The sequence below is a fragment of the Pseudomonas sp. GL_139_B genome, assembly GCF_057834475.1.
The window spans coordinates 2,329,964-2,348,467 of record NZ_CM174403.1; the positions used below are offsets into that span (position 1 = coordinate 2,329,964).

An 18,504-nucleotide genomic window follows, 5' to 3' on the forward strand; every position below is an offset into this window, starting at 1 on the left:
AAGGGACTCTGTTGCACCCGCCACTTTTCTATAAGTATTTGTCGCTTCAACACAATTTGCCCGTCTGCAGCCGCTCTAGACTGCCGGCCACTTCGGTTTTCACCGGCCGAAAGCCAATCGTAAGCTGCCAATAAAAGCCTCCGCACACGGGAGTTATAAATGAAAAAGCTAGTGATGTTCGGTGCCCTGGCACTGTCGATGTTGTCCCTGACCGCTGTGGCCGAAGACGCCAAGCCGATCCGCATCGGTATCGAAGCCGGTTACCCACCATTCTCGATGAAAACCGCTGACGGCAAACTGACCGGATTCGACGTGGACATCGGCGATGCGTTGTGCGAGCAGATGAAAGTGAAGTGCACGTGGGTCGAGCAAGAGTTCGACGGCCTGATCCCGGCACTGAAAGTGAAGAAAATCGACGCGATCCTGTCGTCCATGACCATCACCGACGACCGTAAAAAGAACGTCGACTTCACCATCAAGTACTACCACACCCCGGCGCGCTTCGTGATGAAGGAAGGCACAGATGTCAAGGATCCGCTGATCGATCTCAAAGGCAAGAAAGTCGGTGTGCTGCGCGCCAGTACCCACGACCGCTTCGCCACTGAAGTGCTGGCTCCGGCCGGGATCGTAGTGGTTCGCTACGGTAACCAGCAAGAAGCCAACCTGGACATGGTCTCTGGCCGCGTTGATGCGCTGCTGGCCGACTCGGTCAACCTGGACGACGGTTTCCTGAAAACCGACGCCGGTAAAGGTTTCGCATTCGTAGGCCCTGAGTACAACGATCCGAAGTACTTCGGTGGTGGCGCCGGCATTGCGGTGCGCAAGGGCGATACCGCGCTGGCTGACCAGTTCAACGCTGCGATCACCGAAATCCGCGCCAACGGCAAGTACAAGCAAGTGCAGGACAAGTACTTCAAGTTTGACGTTTACGGCGAGTAATCACGCCGTGCAAAAAAATGGCATCCGTTGACGCGGTTGCCATTTTTTTTGTGCATTCTCTATCGGAGGAGGACCCTGTGGGAGCGAGCCTGCTCGCGATAGCGGTGGGTCAGGCAAAAAATTTTTGACTGGAAGAATGCTATCGCGAGCAGGCTCGCTCCCACAGGGTGATTTTCCACAGTTGATTTTCACCGTTCAGGCATCAGGAGTTCACCATGCAACGCATCGACCATTCACTGCCCTGGAGCCACCTGGGCACCGAACGTACCCTCAGTGTATTTCGTTATGGCGCGGGCACGCGCAAGGTCTACATCCAGGCCAGTCTGCATGCGGACGAACTGCCGGGCATGCGCACGGCCTGGGAGTTGAAGAAACGCCTGGCCGAACTCGAAACCCAGGGCCAACTGCAAGGCGTGATCGAACTGGTGCCGGTGGCCAACCCGATCGGCCTCGATCAGCACCTGCAAGGCAGCCACATGGGCCGCTTTGAGCTGGGCAGCGGCAAGAATTTCAACCGTTCGTTCGTAGAGCTCAGCGCCCCCGTGGCCGCGCTGATCGGCGACCGGTTGGGCAACGATGCACAGGCCAACATTGCCCTGATCCGCCAGACCATGGGCCAGGTGCTCGATGGTCTGGCGGCACCGGCGTCGCAGCTGGAAGCCATGCACCGCTTGCTGTTGCGCCATGCGTGCGATGCCGACATCACCCTCGATCTGCATTGCGATTTCGATGCTGCGATTCATATCTATGCGTTGCCGCAGCACTGGCCGCAGTGGCAGTCCCTGGCGGCGCGGTTGAAGGCCGGCGTGGCGTTGTTGTGTGAAGATTCCGGCGGCAGTTCGTTCGACGAGTCGTGCTCTTCGCCGTGGCTGCGGCTGGCTCGGGCATTTCCTGAGGCCGACATTCCCCCGGCCAATCTGGCGACGACCCTGGAACTGGGCAGCATGGGCGACACGCGGGTCGATCAGGCTCAGGCCAATTGCGAGGCTATCCTCGGCTTTCTGAACGAGCAGGGTTTCATTAAAGGCACCTGGCCGACGGCACCGATCGAGTGCTGTGAAGGCATGCCGTTCGAAGGCACCGAGTACCTGTTCGCGCCGCATCACGGGGTGGTCAGTTTCCTGCGCGAGGCCGGTGAATGGGTGGAACAGGGCGACGCGTTGTTTGAAGTGGTCAACCCGTTGAATGACCGGGTGAGCACGGTGCGCGCCGGGACCAGCGGTGTGTTGTTTGCAATTGATCGCGGGCGATATACGCAACCGGGCACGTGGCAGGCGAAAGTGGCGGGGCGTGAGCCGATTCGGGTTGGGAAACTGATCAACGACTGATCCGGATTCCCTGAGGCCATCAGCAACACCCAAATCCCCCGGCAGGTTTCGCAGTGCTAGGCTTACCCCGGAAACCTTGCACCCTGTGAAGGAAGGCTTATGTTGAAGTTTCTCGCTCTGCTGACGCTCCTGGCATCCGCCCCGGTCCACGCTCAAACCCCGCTGCAAACCGATCTGCCGCTCAACTACCAGGAACAGACCACCGCGAAATCAAGCCATCAGCCGCTGGTGATTTTCATCCACGGGTACGGCAGTAACGAGCAGGACCTGTTCGGCATCAAGGATGATTTGCCTGCCACCTACACTTACCTGTCGGTGCGTGCGCCAATGACGTTGGAAGAGGGCAGTTACCAGTGGTTTCGCCAGAAGGGCGAGGGCGCTTATAACGGCCATACCGATGACTTGAAAACCGCCGGTCAGATCCTGCTGGATTTCATCGCACGCGCCGCAAAGAAATATCACACCGATCCGCAGAAGGTGTACCTGGTGGGGTTTAGCCAGGGCGCGATCATGTCTTACGAGGTGGGATTGCGTCATCCCGAAGCGGTCGGCGGGATTGCGGCGTTGAGCGGACGGATTTTGCCGGTGCTCGAATCCGAACTGAAACCAGATGAAAAACTCCAGAAACTGGCAATTTTCATTGCTCATGGCTCTGAGGATGACATCCTGCCGTACAAGGACGGCACTGACGCCCAGAGCTTGTTGCAGAAACTCTCACTCAAGCCCGAATTTCATGGCTACGAAGGTCTCGGCCACACCATCAGTGCAACCGAGATCAACGATTTGAGCGCCTGGCTGCAGCGCCTCAACCCTTGAGGCTTATTTCCCGGTGACGATTTGTTTGATCAACGTTTCGTGTGCGGCCATGTCGCCAGGACGGGAAAGGACTTGTACCACGGCCATGCGGTTGCCGGATGCCGCCATCAGCGTGGTATTGAGGGTCATGCCGCCACCTTGTGTGGCCGTGCTGTCCACCTGACGCAGGCCCAGCCCGTTCGCTTTTTGCGTCAGGCTTTTTTCGCTGAGTTTGTTGAAGTCCGGCAGGGCCTGGCGTTGTGCGGCTTCGAAATCGGCGGCCGTCCCATCAAGGAATGCACCGTCGTTGTCTTTGACGGTGACGTCTTTCGGGAGGTTGTTTTCAGCGGTGATTACCACGGTCTTGGTGGTTTCGTTGGTGTATAGGGTCCCGATTGCGCCGTCCGGGCTGGCCGGCAGCGTGTTGGCGGTAAAGCCTTTGGGCAAGGTGAACGTGAACTTGCCGTCCAGCATCGAGACTTTCTGTGCGGACGAAATATTGCTATCGGCGGCCGTGGCGGTCTGTGCATTCAACGCGCCCAGACTGGCAACCGCTGTCAGCAACAGGACAACGGCTTTTTTACTCAACAGTGACATGCAAAAACTCCAGGGATGATCGCGCTTTGAGGGCGATCATCCCATGGACGTTGTCAGGCATTCCAGCGCGGCAGCGGTTTACACCTCGCGGCGCGACGGGTAACTGCTGATCGTTCCAGCAGCCGCTCTTTGGTTTCGGCGAGTGTCAGGCCTGGTTTTGGGGGAACAGGTTGCGACGGGTTTCTTCGTCGAACTCGGCCTTGAGCACCAGTTTTTCTTTCAGGCCCTGGGCACGCTGAGCGGCCGGGCGGGCGCTGATCTCATCGAACAGGCGCTTGACGTTCGGGTACGCCGCAAGGCCGTTCTCGCCAAGGATGTACGGCGCGTAATTGGCCCAGCCCCAGAGCGCCATGTCGGCGATGCTGTAGGTGTCGCCGGCCAGGTATGGATGATCAGCCAGACGCTGGTCAAGTACACGGTAGTGACGTTCAACTTCTTTGAGGTAGCGGTTTTTCGCGTAGGGCAGGTCTTCCGGCGCGTGGTGCAGGAAGTGCACCGCTTGACCCGAAAACGGCGACAGGCCGGTGGCGATAAACATCAACCACGACAGCAACTCGGCATTGCCGGTAGCGGTGGTCGGCAGGAAACGCTGATGTTTTTGCGCCAGGTGCAGCAGGATGGCCTGGGAATCGAATACCGTGGCGTCGCCATCGATCAGGGCCGGAACCTTGGCGTTCGGGTTGATCGTCAAAAAGGCTGGCAGGTGTTGTTCACCCTTGAAGGTGTCGACGCCGATCAATTCGTAAGGCGTTTGTAGCTCTTCAAGCAGCAGGGCAACTTTCATCGGGTTTGGCGAAGGGTGGAAAAAGAATTTCATGGTGTAGGCCTCAGTCAGTGGTGGGGTGTGAACTGAGGCTGATGTTGCGGGAAACCTGTTCGATTGACGTACGAGGTTATTGCTTCATATGTTCGATTTTATTGAACGTGTTGCGGCAGCGTTGACCGGCCGTGTCAGCAGTTGTCGGGTGACCCCGAGCATGGCCACGGACACTGCTACGCCGAGGACAAACGCGTTCAGTCCCCAGTGCGGCAACGTCAGCGCCAACACCAGACAAAACGCCGCGAACGAATACATGCCGGTCGCCGTAGCTCGCAGTAATGCGGCAGTAAACGCCGGGCCTCGGGTTTGCTGGGAGAATACCGCCATCACGCTGCCCAATACCGGGAACACCGCGAGCAGGCCGCTCCAGCGTTCGCCGACGGAGCTGGCCAGCAGCGTGACGGCGAGGGTCAGCAGGGCACCGGCCAGCATGCGCAGCAGCAATTTGTCGGACTTCGGTGCCGGGCCGGAAACGATGGGCTGCACCTTGGGGAACAGGTAAGGCGCGGCGAGCAGCGCGGTGGCAGCGGCGATGGCGGAGAACACCAAGGATGGAGGGATCAGCGACAGGATGGCAGCCACCAAGGCCCAGACGGATAGCGAAACCACCAGCGCCAACGGCCAACTGGCCCGTTGGGCAACCTGGGCATAGGTCACGCAGAAGGCAATCATCGCGAACATCGCCGACAATGCGGCCGTCGCCGATTGAGCTGCAAACACTTCACCTTGCTCGATGGTGAGGAAGAACAGAATCGGTCCGACCACCACCGGCAAACCGGACAGCCAACCGGCCACGCTCGGGCCCCAACGTTTACCCGCCAAGGAAATCAGCAACAGAAACCCCGGAATCACCAGCAGTTTAAGCATCAGCACGCACGCCTCTGCGACCTGAGTGAGGCGGCAACGTTAGCATTGCGTGCGGTGAATTGCTCTATGGATTGGCGTGTTTTGTATACAAAATCTAGTGGCCCTGCAGTTCTTGGGGTGACTGGACAGGCCTCATCGCGAGCAGGCTCGCTCCCACAGTGGATCTGCGGTGAACACAAATTGGGGAATGACACCCAGGCAAAAGCCCAAGTGGCGGCGCTGATCGATCAGTTGGGATTCTTTGGGATCGATCTGGTGAAATTTGCCTGAAGGTACTGCGGTAGGACCCGACGTGATGTGAATCACGCCGGGTGTGTTGCCAGGCTGCGCGGATCTTCGTGGGTCCCCGCACAGTCTGATGAACGCTTTACGCTCGCTCGATCGCCAATGCCACGCCCTGACCACCACCGATGCACAGGGTGGCGAGGCCTTTCTTGGCGTCGCGCTTGATCATTTCATGCAGCAACGTCACCAGTACGCGGCAGCCCGATGCACCGATCGGATGACCCAGCGCGATGGCGCCGCCATTGACGTTGACCTTGTTCAAGTCCCATTCCAGGTCCTTGGCCACCGCCAGCGATTGCGCGGCGAACGCTTCGTTGGCTTCGATCAGGTCCAGTTGATCGATGGACCAACCGGCCTTGCTCAGGCAACGACGTGTGGCCGACACCGGGCCGATGCCCATGATCGCCGGGTCCACGCCAGCATTGGCGTAAGCCGCGATGGTTGCCAATACGGGCAGGCCGAGGGCCTTGGCTTTGTCGGCGCTCATCAGGATCACGGCGGCGGCGCCGTCGTTCAGCGATGAAGCGTTGCCCGCCGTCACCGAACCGTCTTTTTTGAACGCCGGTTTCAGCTTGCCCAGCGCTTCAGCGGTGGTGCCGGCGCGCGGCTGTTCGTCAGTGGCGAAGGACAGCGGATCGCCTTTGCGCTGAGGAATCAGGATCGGCGTGATCTCATCGACAAAACGCCCGGCTTCGATGGCCGCCGTGGCTTTTTGCTGGGAGGCCGCAGCGAAGGCGTCCTGTTGCTCGCGGGTCAGGCTGTATTTCTCGGCGAGGTTTTCGGCAGTGATGCCCATGTGGTAATCGTTGAACGCATCCCACAGGCCGTCGCTGATCATGGTGTCGACGATTGGCGCGTTACCCATGCGCAAACCGGTGCGCGCACCCGGCATGACGTAGTTGGACAGGCTCATGTTTTCCTGGCCGCCGGCAATGATCACGTCAGCGTCGCCGCAGCGAATCGCCTGAGTGGCCAGGTGCAGGGCTTTGAGGCCCGAACCGCAGACTTTGTTCAACGTCATGGCCGGCACGGTGAACGGCAGACCAGCCTTGATCGCGGACTGGCGCGCCGGGTTTTGCCCGGCACCGGCGGTCAATACCTGGCCCATGATCACTTCATCGACTTCAGCCGGATTCAGCCGGGTTTGCGCCAGCAACTGGCGAATCACCGCAGCGCCGAGGTCAACCGCAGAAACGCCTGCCAGAGAGCCCTGAAAACTGCCAATGGCAGTCCGGGTGGCGGCGACAATGACGACGTCTTGCATGGAAGGATTCCTCACTGAGCGTCAAACTGCATTTCTGGAACGTGATCAGGCACGATCAGTTTGCCAGCGGTTTTTGCAACGATTTCTTCGATGCTGACGCCTGGAGCACGTTCCTTGAGAATGAATGCACCGTCCTGGATTTCCAGGTAGGCCAGGTCAGTCAGTACGCGCTTGATGCAACCGGCGCCGGTCAGCGGCAGGCTGCAACGGGAGAGCAATTTCGACTCGCCGTCCTTGGACGCGTGAGTCATGGTGACGATGATGTTTTCCGCACCGGCCACCAGGTCCATTGCGCCGCCCATGCCCTTGATCAGCTTGCCAGGGACCATCCAGGACGCGATGTTGCCTTCGACATCGACTTCAAACGCGCCGAGCACAGTCAGGTCAATGTGGCCGCCACGGATCATGGCGAAGGATTCGGCGGAAGAGAAAATCGAGGCGCCGATACGTGCAGTCACGGTTTGCTTGCCGGCGTTGATCATGTCGGCATCGACTTCGGCGTCGGTCGGGAACGCGCCCATGCCGAGCAGGCCGTTTTCCGATTGCAGCATGACTTCCATGCCTTCAGGGATGTAGTTGGCGACCAGGGTCGGAATGCCGATGCCCAGGTTGACGTAGAAGCCGTCCTGCATTTCGCGGGCGACGCGTTGAGCCATTTGTTCGCGGGAAAGTGCCATTGTTGTTATTCCTTCATTCGGTCCGGGGGCTGGGGATCACTTACGCACGGTGCGCTGTTCGATGCGCTTTTCAAACGTGCCGCAAATGACCCGATCGACGTAGATGCCAGGGGTGTGGATCTGTGCCGGGTCCAACTCGCCGGGTTCGACGATTTCTTCAACTTCGACCACGGTGATTTTGCCGGCGGTGGCGGCCAGCGGGTTGAAGTTCTGGGCAGTGTGGCGATAGACGACGTTACCGAAATGGTCAGCTTTCCAGCCTTTGACGATGGCGAAGTCACCGGTGATGGATTCTTCCATCAGGTACTGGCGGCCATGGAATTCGCGTACTTCCTTGCCGTCGGCGACCGGGGTGCCAACGCCAGTCGCAGTGAAGAACGCCGGAATGCCGGCGCCGCCCGCGCGCATTTTTTCAGCGAGGGTGCCTTGGGGGGTCAGGATGACTTCGATTGCGCCGCTCATCAGCTGCTCTTCGAACATCTTGTTTTCACCGACGTAGGAGGCCACGACCTTGCTGATCTGCCGGTCTTCCAGCAGCACACCGAGGCCGAAACCGTCGACGCCGCAGTTGTTGGAAACCACGGTGAGGTCGCGGGTGCCTTTGCGTTTGATCTCGTTGATCAGGTTTTCCGGGATCCCGCACAGACCGAAGCCGCCAGCGATCACGGTCATGCCGTCTTCAAGACCTGCCAGAGCTTCCTCGTAGGAACTCACGCGCTTGTCGAAACCTGCCATATGCACCTCTTTTATTCTTTGTGGTCGGCTGGCTAGCCGTATGTGGCGAAGTGTCTCGCCCCTTTATTCATTTGTTAAGTTGATTTTTAAGGTTGATTAATAGATAAAACTCACCAATCAATCGCCCGTACTACGTTGGAGCCACCGGTCATGACAGTCAAGCAGATCCGCGCCTTCCTGGCCGTGGCCCAAAGTCTGAGTTTTGCCGTGGCGTGCGAGCGCCTGCATCTGTCGCAATCGGCGTTGAGCCTGACGATCAAGGCGCTGGAGGAGGGCTTGGGCGGGCGCTTGTTCACCCGCAACACACGCAATGTGTCGCTGACCGCCGAAGGCGAATCGCTGGTGCCGCTGGCCCGTCGATTGATCGCCGATTGGGACAATGCCGAGGACGAACTGCGCCAACGCTTCACCCTCCAGCGCGGCCGCGTGACGCTGGCGGCCATGCCATCGTTTGCCGGCAACCTGCTGCCACCGATCCTCAAGACGTTCCGCGCGCGTTATCCCAAGGTCAATGTCACGGTCAATGACGTGATCAACGAGCAGGTGCTGGAAATGGTCCGTGACCGCCAGGTGGAACTGGGCGTGGCGTTCGAGCCGTCGCAGAGTTCTTCGTTGGCGTTCACGCCGTTGTACATGGACCGGTTCGTTGCCATCGTGCCGAAGGATTCGCCGTTGACTGAGCTTGATGATATCGACTGGCAAACGTTGCTCAAGGAGCCGTTCATCACTTTGCAGCGACCGTCGACGTTGCGGGTGATGCTGGAAGAACATTTGCAGGCGCGGGGGATGAAGTTACCGGTGGAGTTTGAAAGTCATCAGTTGGCGACGGTCGGCAGGATGGTCGCCAGCGGCTTGGGCGTGAGCGCGGTGCCCGCGTTGTGCGCCGGGCAGATGCAAGAGCTCGGCGCGCGGTGCATTACCCTGGGTGATCCGGTGGTGGAGCGGGCCATCGGCGTATTGACGCAGCCTGGGGTTGAACTGTCGGCGGCGGCGCAGGCGTTGTTCGATATCCTCAAGGAACAAAACCTCGGCCAGCGCCTGTCTGCGAAATGAACACCAGTCCCTGTGGGAGCGGGCTTCTTCAGTATTCAAGTGGTGAGCCGTTGGGCCAGCAGGGGCAAAAGCTGTTCGCACGATCCTGCAATCTTGAAATCCAGAATGTCATCCGCTCGAGTCTTCCCCAGATTCATCGCAATCAACGGCTTCCCCTGATCCGCCACCGCCCGGCACAACCGAAACGCCGAATACGCCATCAACGAAGACCCGACCACCAGCAATCCCGCAGCCTTTTCCACTGCCGTCATCGCCTTGGCCGCCGTTGCCTGCGCCACGTTTTCGCCGAAAAACACCACGTCCGGTTTCATTCGCTCGCCTGCGCAATGCGGGCAGTGCGGCACCTGAAACCGTGCTTCAAACGCCGGGTCCAGCAAGGTGTCGCCATCCGGCGCCTGTACCGCATCGACCCCGGCCAGGTAAGGATTCTGTGCTTCCATCAATCGCTGAATGGCATTCCTTTCGCTGCGTATCCCGCAATCCAGACACAGGACCCGGTGCAGGCTGCCATGCAGTTCGATCACATCGTGACTGCCAGCCTGATCGTGCTGGGTGTCGACGTTCTGGGTGATCAGGCCGCTGATATGCCGGTTGCTTTGCAAACTGGCCAACGCTTCGTGCGCGACATTCGGCTGCGCCAGGTGCACGCGCGGCCAACCGAGCATGGCCCGTGCCCAGTAGCGTCGACGTGATTGCGGGGCCGAAAGAAATTCCTGGTACATCATCGGTTGCCGGCCGCGGCGCACGCCCTGGTTGTCGCGGTAGTCCGGAATGCCCGACGGGGTGCTGATGCCCGCGCCGGTCAGCACCACAAACGGCTGGTCAGCCATCAGTTGCCGAAGCTGCTCGAGTTGTTCGCGCAGGAGCCTGTCGAGCATATTCAACACTCCGGGGAGGGTCTTGAGTGTTTGCAGCGTAGCAGACCCATCACCCGGACAGCGCGCCTGTCCGGGTGCTGAGCGGCGTTTATTTACGCGCCTCCAGAATCAGGTTGAACGGGGTTTCAGTGGCCCGCCGAAACGTCTTGAACCCCGCCTCGGTGAAGACCTTGCGCAACCTCGCTTCACCTGCCTGGGCACCGAGCCCGAGGCCGACTTCCTGGGACAGCGAATTGGGCGTGCAAATGAACGTCGAAGCCGCGTAGAACAGCCGTCCCACCGGGGTGATGTTGTCGTCGAGCGAGTCGTTGGCGAAGGGCTCGACCAGCAACACCGCGCCGTCCGGTTTCAACGATTCATAGGCATGTTTGGCTGCACCCACCGGGTCGCCCATGTCGTGCAGGCAGTCGAAGTAGCAGACCAAGTCATAGTCGGTGCCGGGGTAGCTCTTGGCGGTGCCCTGGAAGAACCGTGCTCGTGCGGACACGCCGCCTTCTTCGGCGCGCTGGGTGGCGACCGTGACAGAGGGCGCGTGGTAGTCGAAACCGACAAACCGCGAGTTCGGGAACGCCTGGGCCATGATCACCGTCGAGGCGCCATGCCCGCAGCCGATGTCCGCCACTTTGGCGCCTTCCTCCAGCTTGGCCACCACGCCGTCGAGGGCCGGCAGCCATTCGGCGATCAGGTGCGCTTTGTAACCGGGCCGGAAAAACCGTTCGGTGCCGCTGAACATACACGGATGGTGATCGCCCCAGGCCAGGGCGCCGTTGCCGCGCATGGCCTTGACCAGTTTGTCCTTGTCATGGAAAAACGATGCAACCACGCTGATACCGCCGGCCACATAAACAGGTGAGTCTTCATTCGCCAGCGCCAGGGCTTGCTCTTCGGGCAGGCGGAACTGGCCGTCGCGGTGTTCCATGTAGCCGGAGGCTGCGTGGGCACTGAGCCATTCGCGCACCAGGCGGGGGTTACAGCCGGTTTTATCGGCGAGGGTTTCAGGGCTGATGGGCTGACTATCGGCCATGACCCGGTACAGGCCGAGTTCCTCGCCGAGAATGACGTTGGCGAGCATCGCCGCGCCACCCATGTCGTTCACCAGTTTGCCCATGAAATCATTGAGTCTGGCCTCGTCCATCACGTGTGCTCCTTTAGCAGGATCACGGTCCAGAGGCAGTATTTATCGAGGCATTCGCCTCTGGGCGGTGGTCGTAGGAATGAACAGGACGCCAAACACGTCCTGGGTGCATTAAGTTTAGTTCGTGGCTTGTGTGCTGCGGCCTGGAGCGACGAAAACCTAATTTCCCAACCTGACACTGAACCCCTTGTAGGAGCGAGCTTGCTCGCGAAGACGGTGTGTCAGTCGATATCTATGCTGACTGGTACACCGCCTTCGCGAGCAAGCTCGCACCTACAGGGGATTTGTGTTTCCACAGGGGATTTGGGGTGTGTATTACATTGTGTCTAACCGTCATCCCGATACATTCCACTTCATTCCCGGCCATTGCCGAACACAGCCCAGATACAAACCTGAGATCAACTGAAAAGGCCGTCCAGCACCCGAACACCGGTGCTGCCCAGGCGATTTTAGGGTCGTCACAACAGGCGGCCGTCTTCGCTCCTGACTCCGTGAAGGGAACCTCCTGATGACTATGCTTCAGACTGAAACCAAACCCGTCAATCGCCTGCGCGTCGACCATTACACCCAAGGCATCATTGGCCCGAGCCAACCTATGCTCGGGCCGCTGGCCGACGGTGGCACATTGATCACCGGTACACCGCCGGGCTGCTGGGGGCCGATGATTACGCCGGCCTTCGAGGGTGGCCACGAAGTGACGCAACCGGTGGCCATCGCCGGTGCCGAAGTCGGCGACGCCGTGGCGATCAAGATCAAAAGCATGCGTGTGACCTCCCTGGCGACGTCCTCCGGGGTCATGAGTTTTGTCGAGGGGCGCTACAACGGCGATCCGTTCGTCTCCAAATTCTGCGCCAATTGCGGCATCGAGCACCCGGCCAGCCACGTTGACGGCATCGGTGAAGACGCCATTCGTTGCAATAACTGCGGCGCCGAAGTCAGCGCGTTTCGTTTCAGCCACGGCTACGTGATCGTGTTCGATGCGCAAAATCAGGTCAGCCTGACCGTCAATCAGGACGTCGCCAACCAACTGGCCGGCAATGCGTCCGAGATGTCGGCACTGCCGGAGTTCGCCGCCCAGCATTCGATCCTGTCGCTGGCCCGCGCTGACATCCCCGGCGTCGCCGCGCACATGCGCCCGTTTCTCGGCAACATCGGCACCACGCCGTCCCGTGACTTGCCCGACTCGCACAACTGCGCTGATTTCGGCCAATACCTGATCAACGCGCCGCACCGTTTCGGCATGACCCGCGAAGAACTTCACGCCGCGAAAACCGACGGCCACATGGACACCAATTCGATTCGCGAAGGCTGCGTATTGATCTGTCCGGTCAAGGTGCCAGGCGCCGGCGTGTACATGGGCGACATGCATGCCCAGCAGGGCAACGGCGAGATCGCCGGGCATGCCACCGATTGCTCGGGGGAAACCGAAGTACAGGTGGAAGTGATCAAGCACCTGACATTGGAAGGGCCGATCCTCCTGCAGAACCTGGATGACCTGCCGCCCATGGCCCGTCCGATGAATGCACAGCAGCGGCAGAAAGTCCGCGAACTGGGCGAACGCTGGGGGCAGCACGAGATCGAGCAAAGCGGCCCGATCACCTTTATCGGCAGCGGTGAGAACCTCAACGTTGCGGTCGAAAACGGCCTCAAGCGTGCCGCCTCGGTCACTGGTCTGGCGTATGACGAAGTGCTCAACCGCGCGACCATCACCGGCTCCATCGACATCAGCCGCTTGCCCGGCACCGTCCGCGTGACCTTCCTGTGCCCGATGACCGTGCTGGACCGGATCGGCATCGGTCATCTGGTGCGCGAGAAATACGCCCTGGCGTAACGCCCGCCCATGGGTCTGTACCAAAGTGTGTACAGACCCGTCGCTGATACATCCACCGAGATTTTCTGCCGCAATCGAACACAGCCCCGATACAGCGTTTCGATTAACTGTGATTCCGTTACGGCAATCATTGAGATCGACACCATGCAGACCTCTTCCACCTCCACGAATGCCACCGTTGGGCTCGGCTTGCGTCGCGGCTTGATGAAAGACCTTCAGGCCGCCCGCACCGGCGATTTCGACTTTCTGGAAGTCGCACCGGAAAACTGGATCGGCATCGGCGGCGCCCATGGCCATGCACTGCGCGCCCTGGCCGAGCGCTTTCCATTGTCCTGTCATGGCTTGTCGTTGTCCCTCGGCGGGCCGACACCGCTGGACGTCGGGTTTCTGCAAGAAGTCCGGATGTTCCTGGATCAGTACAAGGTGCCGCTGTACAGCGAGCATTTGAGCTATTGCAGCGATGACGGTCACCTCTATGACCTGCTGCCGCTGCCGTTTACCGAGGAAGCGGTGTACCACGTGGCTGCGCGCATCCGTCAGGCCCAGGACATTCTCGGCCGGCGTCTGGCGGTGGAAAACGTCTCCTACTACGCGGCGCCGCAGCAGGACATGGACGAAGTGACCTTCACCAATGAGGTGCTACGCGAAGCCGATTGCGACCTGCTACTCGACGTCAATAACGTGTACGTCAACTCGATCAATCACGGTTTCGATCCACAGACCTTTTTGGCCGGCATCGACGCCGGCCGGGTGGTGGCGATGCATGTTGCCGGGCACTTCGATGAGTCCGATACCTTGAAAATCGACACCCATGGTGCCTCGGTCAAACCGGTGGTCTGGTCGTTGCTGGCGCAAGCCTATGCCCGCTTCGGCGCACAACCGACGCTACTGGAACGTGATTTCAACTTCCCGGCGTTTTCTGAACTGGTGGCTGAATTGCAGACCATTCGCCGCCTGCAAGTCGAGGGGGTGATCCGTGGATAAGCCGAGCTTGTTTGAGCAACAAACCACCCTGGGCCGCTACCTGCGCGACCCCGATCACTGCGCGCCACCGGGCGAAATGAACGCCGAGCGAGCCCAAGTGTATCGCGACCTGATTTTCGTCAACCTGTCGACGTTGCTCAGCGGGACTTTTCCGGTGCTGATCAAGATTCTCGGCGATGAACAGTGGCGTGCGCTGGTGCGAATTTTCCTGCGGGACTACCGCGCGCGCGCGCCGAAGTTCGGTGAGATTGCCCAGGAGTTTGTCGAGTTTCTCGCGGCTTGTCCGCAGGCATTGAGCGAGGGCACATGGCCGCTGTTCATGGTGGAACTGGCACATTACGAATGGGTCGAGATGGCCTTGCAGCAATCTGATGCCGAGCCGTTAGCGCCGAGTGATGTGGCGTTGATCCTTGAGCGACCATTACGGGTTTCGCCACTGGCGTGGCCGCTGGCCTATGCCTGGCCGGTGCAGTTGGTGGGGCCGGACTTTCAACCCCAGGCAGCACCCGCTCAGCCGACTTTATTGCTGGTGAGACGGGCGGATGACTGGAGTGTGATGTTTTCTGAGCTGAGCCCTTTGGCGTGGCGGTTGTTGCAGCGGATTGAGGCGTTTCCTCAACTGAGCGGGCAAGCACAACTGGAAGGGCTGGCGGTGGAGGCAGGGATGGCCGGGTCGCTGGAGTTTATGACGAGCGGGGCGGCGCTGATGCGGCAGATGCAGGGGGAAGGGGTTTTGGGCTTGGCGTGATTCTACCCATACCCTTGCCGATGCAGAGCTTCACCGATATCCGTCAATATTTTGTCCAAGCGGAAGGCTGTTTTCAGCAGTCTTCAACTCACTTCGCTCTTATCAAAAACCAATTTTTGATAATTATTAATTTCGTCTCTGAGCCGGTTCACCTTTTAATCGGTGTCGAGAAGCATTGGCAGGGAGTGCAATGATGGTCCCTTGTTCAGGTACCCACTCTTCTCAACTCTCGTTTCTAATATCCCTTTGCCTCACGTCTTTTCACGAAGACGTGGGGATTTTTTTTGCGCGTAGTCTGGATGTACCGATCTCACAACGTGGTTGTCAGCTTCTGGAGCTTATGAATGCCCCCCCTCGATCTTTTCCGAGAAGACCTTGTCCCGAAACATGCTCGATGTACTGATTCGTGCCGGGCTGCTCGCCATTATGGTGATTTTTTGCTTCCGGATTTTTAGTCCATTCATGAGTTTGATGCTGTGGTCAGTCATCCTGACGATCACGCTCTATCCACTGCAACGCAGTCTTAAACGCAAGCTGGGTCGAAGCAATGGTTTCACAGCGGTGCTAATCGTGGTTATTGCCATTGGCGTCTTGATAGCGACTGTCTGTCTGCTGGGACAGTCGTTGGTTGATTCGGTTGAGGGGGCCATGACAATGGTCAAAACAGGTAGCTTCCAGATTCCTCTACCGCCCGAAACGATCGCCCACTGGCCATTGGTGGGCAAACTGCTGCATAGCCTCTGGATGCAGGCTGTCTCCGATCTGCCTGACCTGATTCAAAAATACCTGCCTGAGATCAAGACCGTCGTCCTTTCCCTTTTAAGCGGGCTGGCAGGTGCCCGGTGCCGGCTTGTTAGCGCTTGTGCTGTTGCTACTGGGTATCATGCAGTTACCCGCCACCTTGGTGACCGCTCCCGTGATCATCTATGTTTTTGCGAGTGAGGGTGCGAGTACGGTGTCTGTAGTATTTGCCATCTATGTGTTTATCGCGGGTTTGGCCGACAACGTGCTCAAGCCGATGTTGCTGGGGCGGCGCGTCGATGTACCGATGCCTGTGGTGCTGATCGGCGCTTTGGGCGGCATGATCAGCGGCGGCATTATTGGCTTGTTTATCGGTCCTGTTCTTCTTGCAGTCGGCTATCAGTTGTTCTGGCAATGGGTGCAAGACCCGTCGCAAGATGATGCGCTGGACGACCGGGGGCAGGCTTGATGTCTTTAAGCGTAACGATGAACTCAGCTCGGTTGAATCGGTAATCCAAGCTCCGCGCACAACCCGCCCCCCACACGATTGCTCAGCGTCAACGACCCACCGATGGCCGTCGCCAGTTGCTGGGCAATTGCCAGGCCAAGCCCGGTCCCGCCGGTGCTGCGGTTACGCGAATTCTCCACCCGGTAAAACGGTTCCATCACCTGCGCCAGTTCTTCCTCGGCAATGCCCGGCCCTCGGTCCATGACTTTCACCCAAAGGCGGCCGTTTCTGGTTTCTACCTTCAGTTCGGCCGCACCCGCGAACTTCAACGCATTGTCCGTCAGGTTCACCAATACCCGCCGCAACGCATGCGGCCGGGTGTCGATTACCGCGCCACTTTTTCCACTCAGTTGCACGTCTTTGCCCATGTCCTGATAGTCGAACACCAGGCTGTCGAGGAATGAATCCAGGTCGGTTCGGCGGCTTTCTTCGGTGGCACCGTGAATGCTGCGCGCGTACGCCACGCCTTCGCGTACCAGGTGTTCCATCTCGCCGAGGTCGTTCCACAGTTTGTCTTTCTCGGTGGAGTCGTCCATGAATTCGGCGCGCAGTTTCATGCGGGTGATCGGGGTTTGCAGGTCGTGGGAAATCGCCGCCAGCAGTTGCATGCGTTCCTTGAGGTAGGCGGCGATGCGCGCTTGCATGGAATTGAACGCCTTGGCCGCGTGGGCGACTTCGGTCGGGCCTTTCTCGTCCAGATGCACCGCGTGGGCATTGGGGTCGAGGGTTTCCACGGCTTGGGCAAGGCGCGTCAGCGGGCGGATGGCGATGCGCACCGCCAGCCAGGTGCAGGCGATCATCAACGCCAATTGTCCGAGCAAGACGAAAGGCAGCCACGGCGACAACGGCACCATCGACGGGCGTACATCGATGGTCACCGGGCTGCCATCGGTCAATTTCAGATGGACCTGGAAGTGTTTGATCGGGCCGGGAATGTCGGTCACGGTCATCGGGTAATCCTTGCCGATGGCGTCCTTGATCGAAGTCACTGCAATCGGCGTGTCGCGCATGGCCTCGCCCGGTGAGCCTTCATCCAGCAGATAGCGGTAATTGCGCCGATCCAGTTGTTGCAACCAGCTCATCCGTTCCGCCGCCGGCAAGCGGTCGAGGATAGCAATGGAGGTCGAGACGTCGGTCTCCAGGTTGCCAAGCATGGTGTTTTTTGCGGTTTCGTAACGCTCGTAATACTGCGCGCCAAAGGACAGCGCCTGCGCCAGGATCAAGCCGATCAGAAAGATCAGCGACAGCCGCGAGGCGAGGGTGCGGGGCCAGCGCAGGCCGAGGTTCATGAGGGCGCCCCGAGTACTTCCACCGGCAGTGAAAACACATAGCCCTCACTGCGCACGGTTTTGATGCAGGCCGGTTCGCGGGCGTCGTCGAGCAGACGCTGGCGCAAGCGGCTGACCAGCAAGTCGATGGAGCGGTCGAACAGGTCGGCGTCGCGGCCTTGGGTCAGATTCAGCAGTTGATCGCGATTGAGCACCCGCTGCGGGTGATCGAGAAAGACCCGCAGCAGCCGGTATTCGGCGCCGCTGAGCGCGACCATGGTGCCGTCCTCGTCCAGTAAGTGCCGGGCCGAGGTGTCCAGGCGCCAGCGACCGAACGCCAGCAGACGACCGCTTTCGGTCACCACCAGGTTCGGCGGCAGCATGCGCGTGCGGCGCAGGACGGCATTGATTCGGGCGAGCAGCTCGCGGGCGGCGAACGGTTTGACCAGGTAGTCGTCGGCGCCCATTTCCAGGCCGATGATGCGGTCGGTTTCATCGTTGCGCGCGGTGAGCATCAACACCGGGGTGGCCTTGTGTTTGCCGGCGCGTAATTCGCGGCAGAGCATCAGGCCGTCGTCGCCAGGCATCATGATATCGAGCACGATGAAGTCCACAGGCGTGGTTTCAAGGAAGGCGCGCATCTGCCGACCGTCGGCGACGACTGTGGTGCGCAGGCCGTTCTTCTTGAGGTAGTTGCCTACCAGCTCCCGGATCTCGCGGTCATCGTCCACGATGAGAATGTGATCGACGTGTTCCATGGGGACTGGCCTCTATCAATGGGGGATATCGCGCAGTCTATCGAGCCTGCGTCCGCTCGGCCGCCACCCTTTGTATTGCAGTGTATCTGGCTTGGCGGCGGATACACGCAGACGCAAAAACACGGTTTATCAGGGGTTTTGTATCGCTGTGTATCGGGGTCCGGCTTTGATACGTACCGATTTATACGCGTCTGTTTTCGACACAGACCAGATACCTCGCAGGCTTCTAATAGGTTCCAACGAGGCAAACCACACCGCCTCGACTCAATCGAACCACTGACCCATTGAAGCCT

The 18,504-nt window shown here is 59.5% G+C and carries 17 protein-coding genes and 1 pseudogene; 8 read left to right on the forward strand and 10 right to left on the reverse strand.

The window, feature by feature from the left end; translation table 11 throughout:
- The first annotated feature begins 159 nt into the window (after window positions 1-159).
- From AC3ISI_RS10730 to AC3ISI_RS10740, 3 genes are all read left to right on the forward strand, one after another.
- Complete coding sequence (locus AC3ISI_RS10730; protein ID WP_489336884.1) at window positions 160-939, forward strand: ABC transporter substrate-binding protein; 780 nt, start codon at window positions 160-162, stop codon at window positions 937-939.
- A gap of 215 nt (window positions 940-1,154) precedes the next feature.
- The gene (locus tag AC3ISI_RS10735; RefSeq protein ID WP_489336885.1) at window positions 1,155-2,267 is read left to right on the forward strand and encodes a succinylglutamate desuccinylase/aspartoacylase family protein; all 1,113 of its coding nucleotides are present in this window, start codon (window positions 1,155-1,157) and stop codon (window positions 2,265-2,267) included.
- A 99-nt stretch (window positions 2,268-2,366) separates the two neighbouring features.
- Complete coding sequence (locus tag AC3ISI_RS10740; RefSeq protein ID WP_489336886.1) at window positions 2,367-3,083, forward strand: alpha/beta hydrolase; 717 nt, start codon at window positions 2,367-2,369, stop codon at window positions 3,081-3,083.
- A gap of 3 nt (window positions 3,084-3,086) precedes the next feature.
- Here the strand turns inward: AC3ISI_RS10740 and AC3ISI_RS10745 are convergent, their stop codons facing one another.
- The 6 genes from AC3ISI_RS10745 to AC3ISI_RS10770 form a co-directional block, all read right to left on the reverse strand.
- Entirely contained in the window at window positions 3,087-3,659 is a 573-nt protein-coding gene (locus AC3ISI_RS10745; RefSeq protein ID WP_489336887.1) for a DcrB/PsbP domain-containing protein, read from the reverse strand.
- A gap of 145 nt (window positions 3,660-3,804) precedes the next feature.
- Window positions 3,805-4,476, reverse strand: coding sequence for a glutathione S-transferase family protein (locus tag AC3ISI_RS10750; protein WP_489336888.1), 672 nt, complete (start codon window positions 4,474-4,476; stop codon window positions 3,805-3,807).
- Between the two features lie 84 nt (window positions 4,477-4,560).
- Window positions 4,561-5,352, reverse strand: a complete 792-nt coding sequence (locus AC3ISI_RS10755; protein WP_489336889.1) for a hypothetical protein — start codon at window positions 5,350-5,352, stop codon at window positions 4,561-4,563.
- Window positions 5,353-5,713: 361 nt separating this feature from the next.
- The gene (locus AC3ISI_RS10760) at window positions 5,714-6,895 is read right to left on the reverse strand and encodes an acetyl-CoA C-acetyltransferase (RefSeq protein WP_489336890.1); all 1,182 of its coding nucleotides are present in this window, start codon (window positions 6,893-6,895) and stop codon (window positions 5,714-5,716) included.
- Window positions 6,896-6,906: 11 nt separating this feature from the next.
- Window positions 6,907-7,572: a CoA transferase subunit B gene (locus AC3ISI_RS10765; protein WP_007948745.1), complete on the reverse strand. Its 666-nt coding sequence runs from the start codon at window positions 7,570-7,572 to the stop codon at window positions 6,907-6,909.
- Between the two features lie 36 nt (window positions 7,573-7,608).
- A complete protein-coding gene (locus tag AC3ISI_RS10770) occupies window positions 7,609-8,307 on the reverse strand; it encodes a CoA transferase subunit A (RefSeq protein ID WP_310336326.1) in 699 nt (232 codons plus the stop codon).
- A 150-nt stretch (window positions 8,308-8,457) separates the two neighbouring features.
- Between AC3ISI_RS10770 and AC3ISI_RS10775 the strand changes: the two genes are divergently transcribed.
- A complete protein-coding gene (locus tag AC3ISI_RS10775) occupies window positions 8,458-9,360 on the forward strand; it encodes a LysR family transcriptional regulator (RefSeq protein WP_489336892.1) in 903 nt (300 codons plus the stop codon).
- Between the two features lie 35 nt (window positions 9,361-9,395).
- Here AC3ISI_RS10775 and AC3ISI_RS10780 read toward each other — a convergent pair whose 3' ends face one another.
- Together AC3ISI_RS10780 and AC3ISI_RS10785 are read right to left on the reverse strand one after the other, a co-directional pair.
- On the reverse strand, window positions 9,396-10,238 hold the full coding sequence (locus AC3ISI_RS10780) for an NAD-dependent protein deacetylase (protein WP_489336894.1): 843 nt from the start codon (window positions 10,236-10,238) through the stop codon (window positions 9,396-9,398).
- Window positions 10,239-10,326: 88 nt separating this feature from the next.
- Window positions 10,327-11,373, reverse strand: a complete 1,047-nt coding sequence (locus AC3ISI_RS10785) for a class I SAM-dependent methyltransferase (protein ID WP_489336895.1) — start codon at window positions 11,371-11,373, stop codon at window positions 10,327-10,329.
- 508 nt (window positions 11,374-11,881) lie between these two features.
- Between AC3ISI_RS10785 and AC3ISI_RS10790 the strand changes: the two genes are divergently transcribed.
- The 4 genes and pseudogenes from AC3ISI_RS10790 (at window position 11,882) to AC3ISI_RS10805 (ending at window position 16,146) form a co-directional block, all read left to right on the forward strand.
- Window positions 11,882-13,204 carry an acetamidase/formamidase family protein gene (locus AC3ISI_RS10790; protein WP_489336896.1) on the forward strand — a complete coding sequence of 441 codons (1,323 nt, stop codon included), beginning with the start codon at window positions 11,882-11,884 and terminating at the stop codon, window positions 13,202-13,204.
- Between the two features lie 144 nt (window positions 13,205-13,348).
- Window positions 13,349-14,188: an HvfB family MNIO-type RiPP peptide maturase gene (locus AC3ISI_RS10795; protein WP_489336897.1), complete on the forward strand. Its 840-nt coding sequence runs from the start codon at window positions 13,349-13,351 to the stop codon at window positions 14,186-14,188.
- Window positions 14,181-14,936: an HvfC family RiPP maturation protein gene (locus tag AC3ISI_RS10800; RefSeq protein ID WP_489336899.1), complete on the forward strand. Its 756-nt coding sequence runs from the start codon at window positions 14,181-14,183 to the stop codon at window positions 14,934-14,936. Before AC3ISI_RS10795 ends, AC3ISI_RS10800 begins: the two co-directional genes overlap by 8 nt.
- 387 nt (window positions 14,937-15,323) lie before the next feature.
- Window positions 15,324-16,146: pseudogene (locus tag AC3ISI_RS10805) on the forward strand (AI-2E family transporter).
- Between the two features lie 23 nt (window positions 16,147-16,169).
- On the opposite strand, the gene AC3ISI_RS10810 reads toward AC3ISI_RS10805, so the two are convergent.
- Window positions 16,170-17,474: an ATP-binding protein gene (locus AC3ISI_RS10810; RefSeq protein WP_489336900.1), complete on the reverse strand. Its 1,305-nt coding sequence runs from the start codon at window positions 17,472-17,474 to the stop codon at window positions 16,170-16,172.
- On the reverse strand, window positions 17,471-18,211 hold the full coding sequence (locus AC3ISI_RS10815) for a response regulator (RefSeq protein WP_489336901.1): 741 nt from the start codon (window positions 18,209-18,211) through the stop codon (window positions 17,471-17,473). The genes AC3ISI_RS10810 and AC3ISI_RS10815 overlap by 4 nt, the downstream gene beginning before the upstream one ends.
- Between the last annotated feature and the right edge of the window lie 293 nt (window positions 18,212-18,504).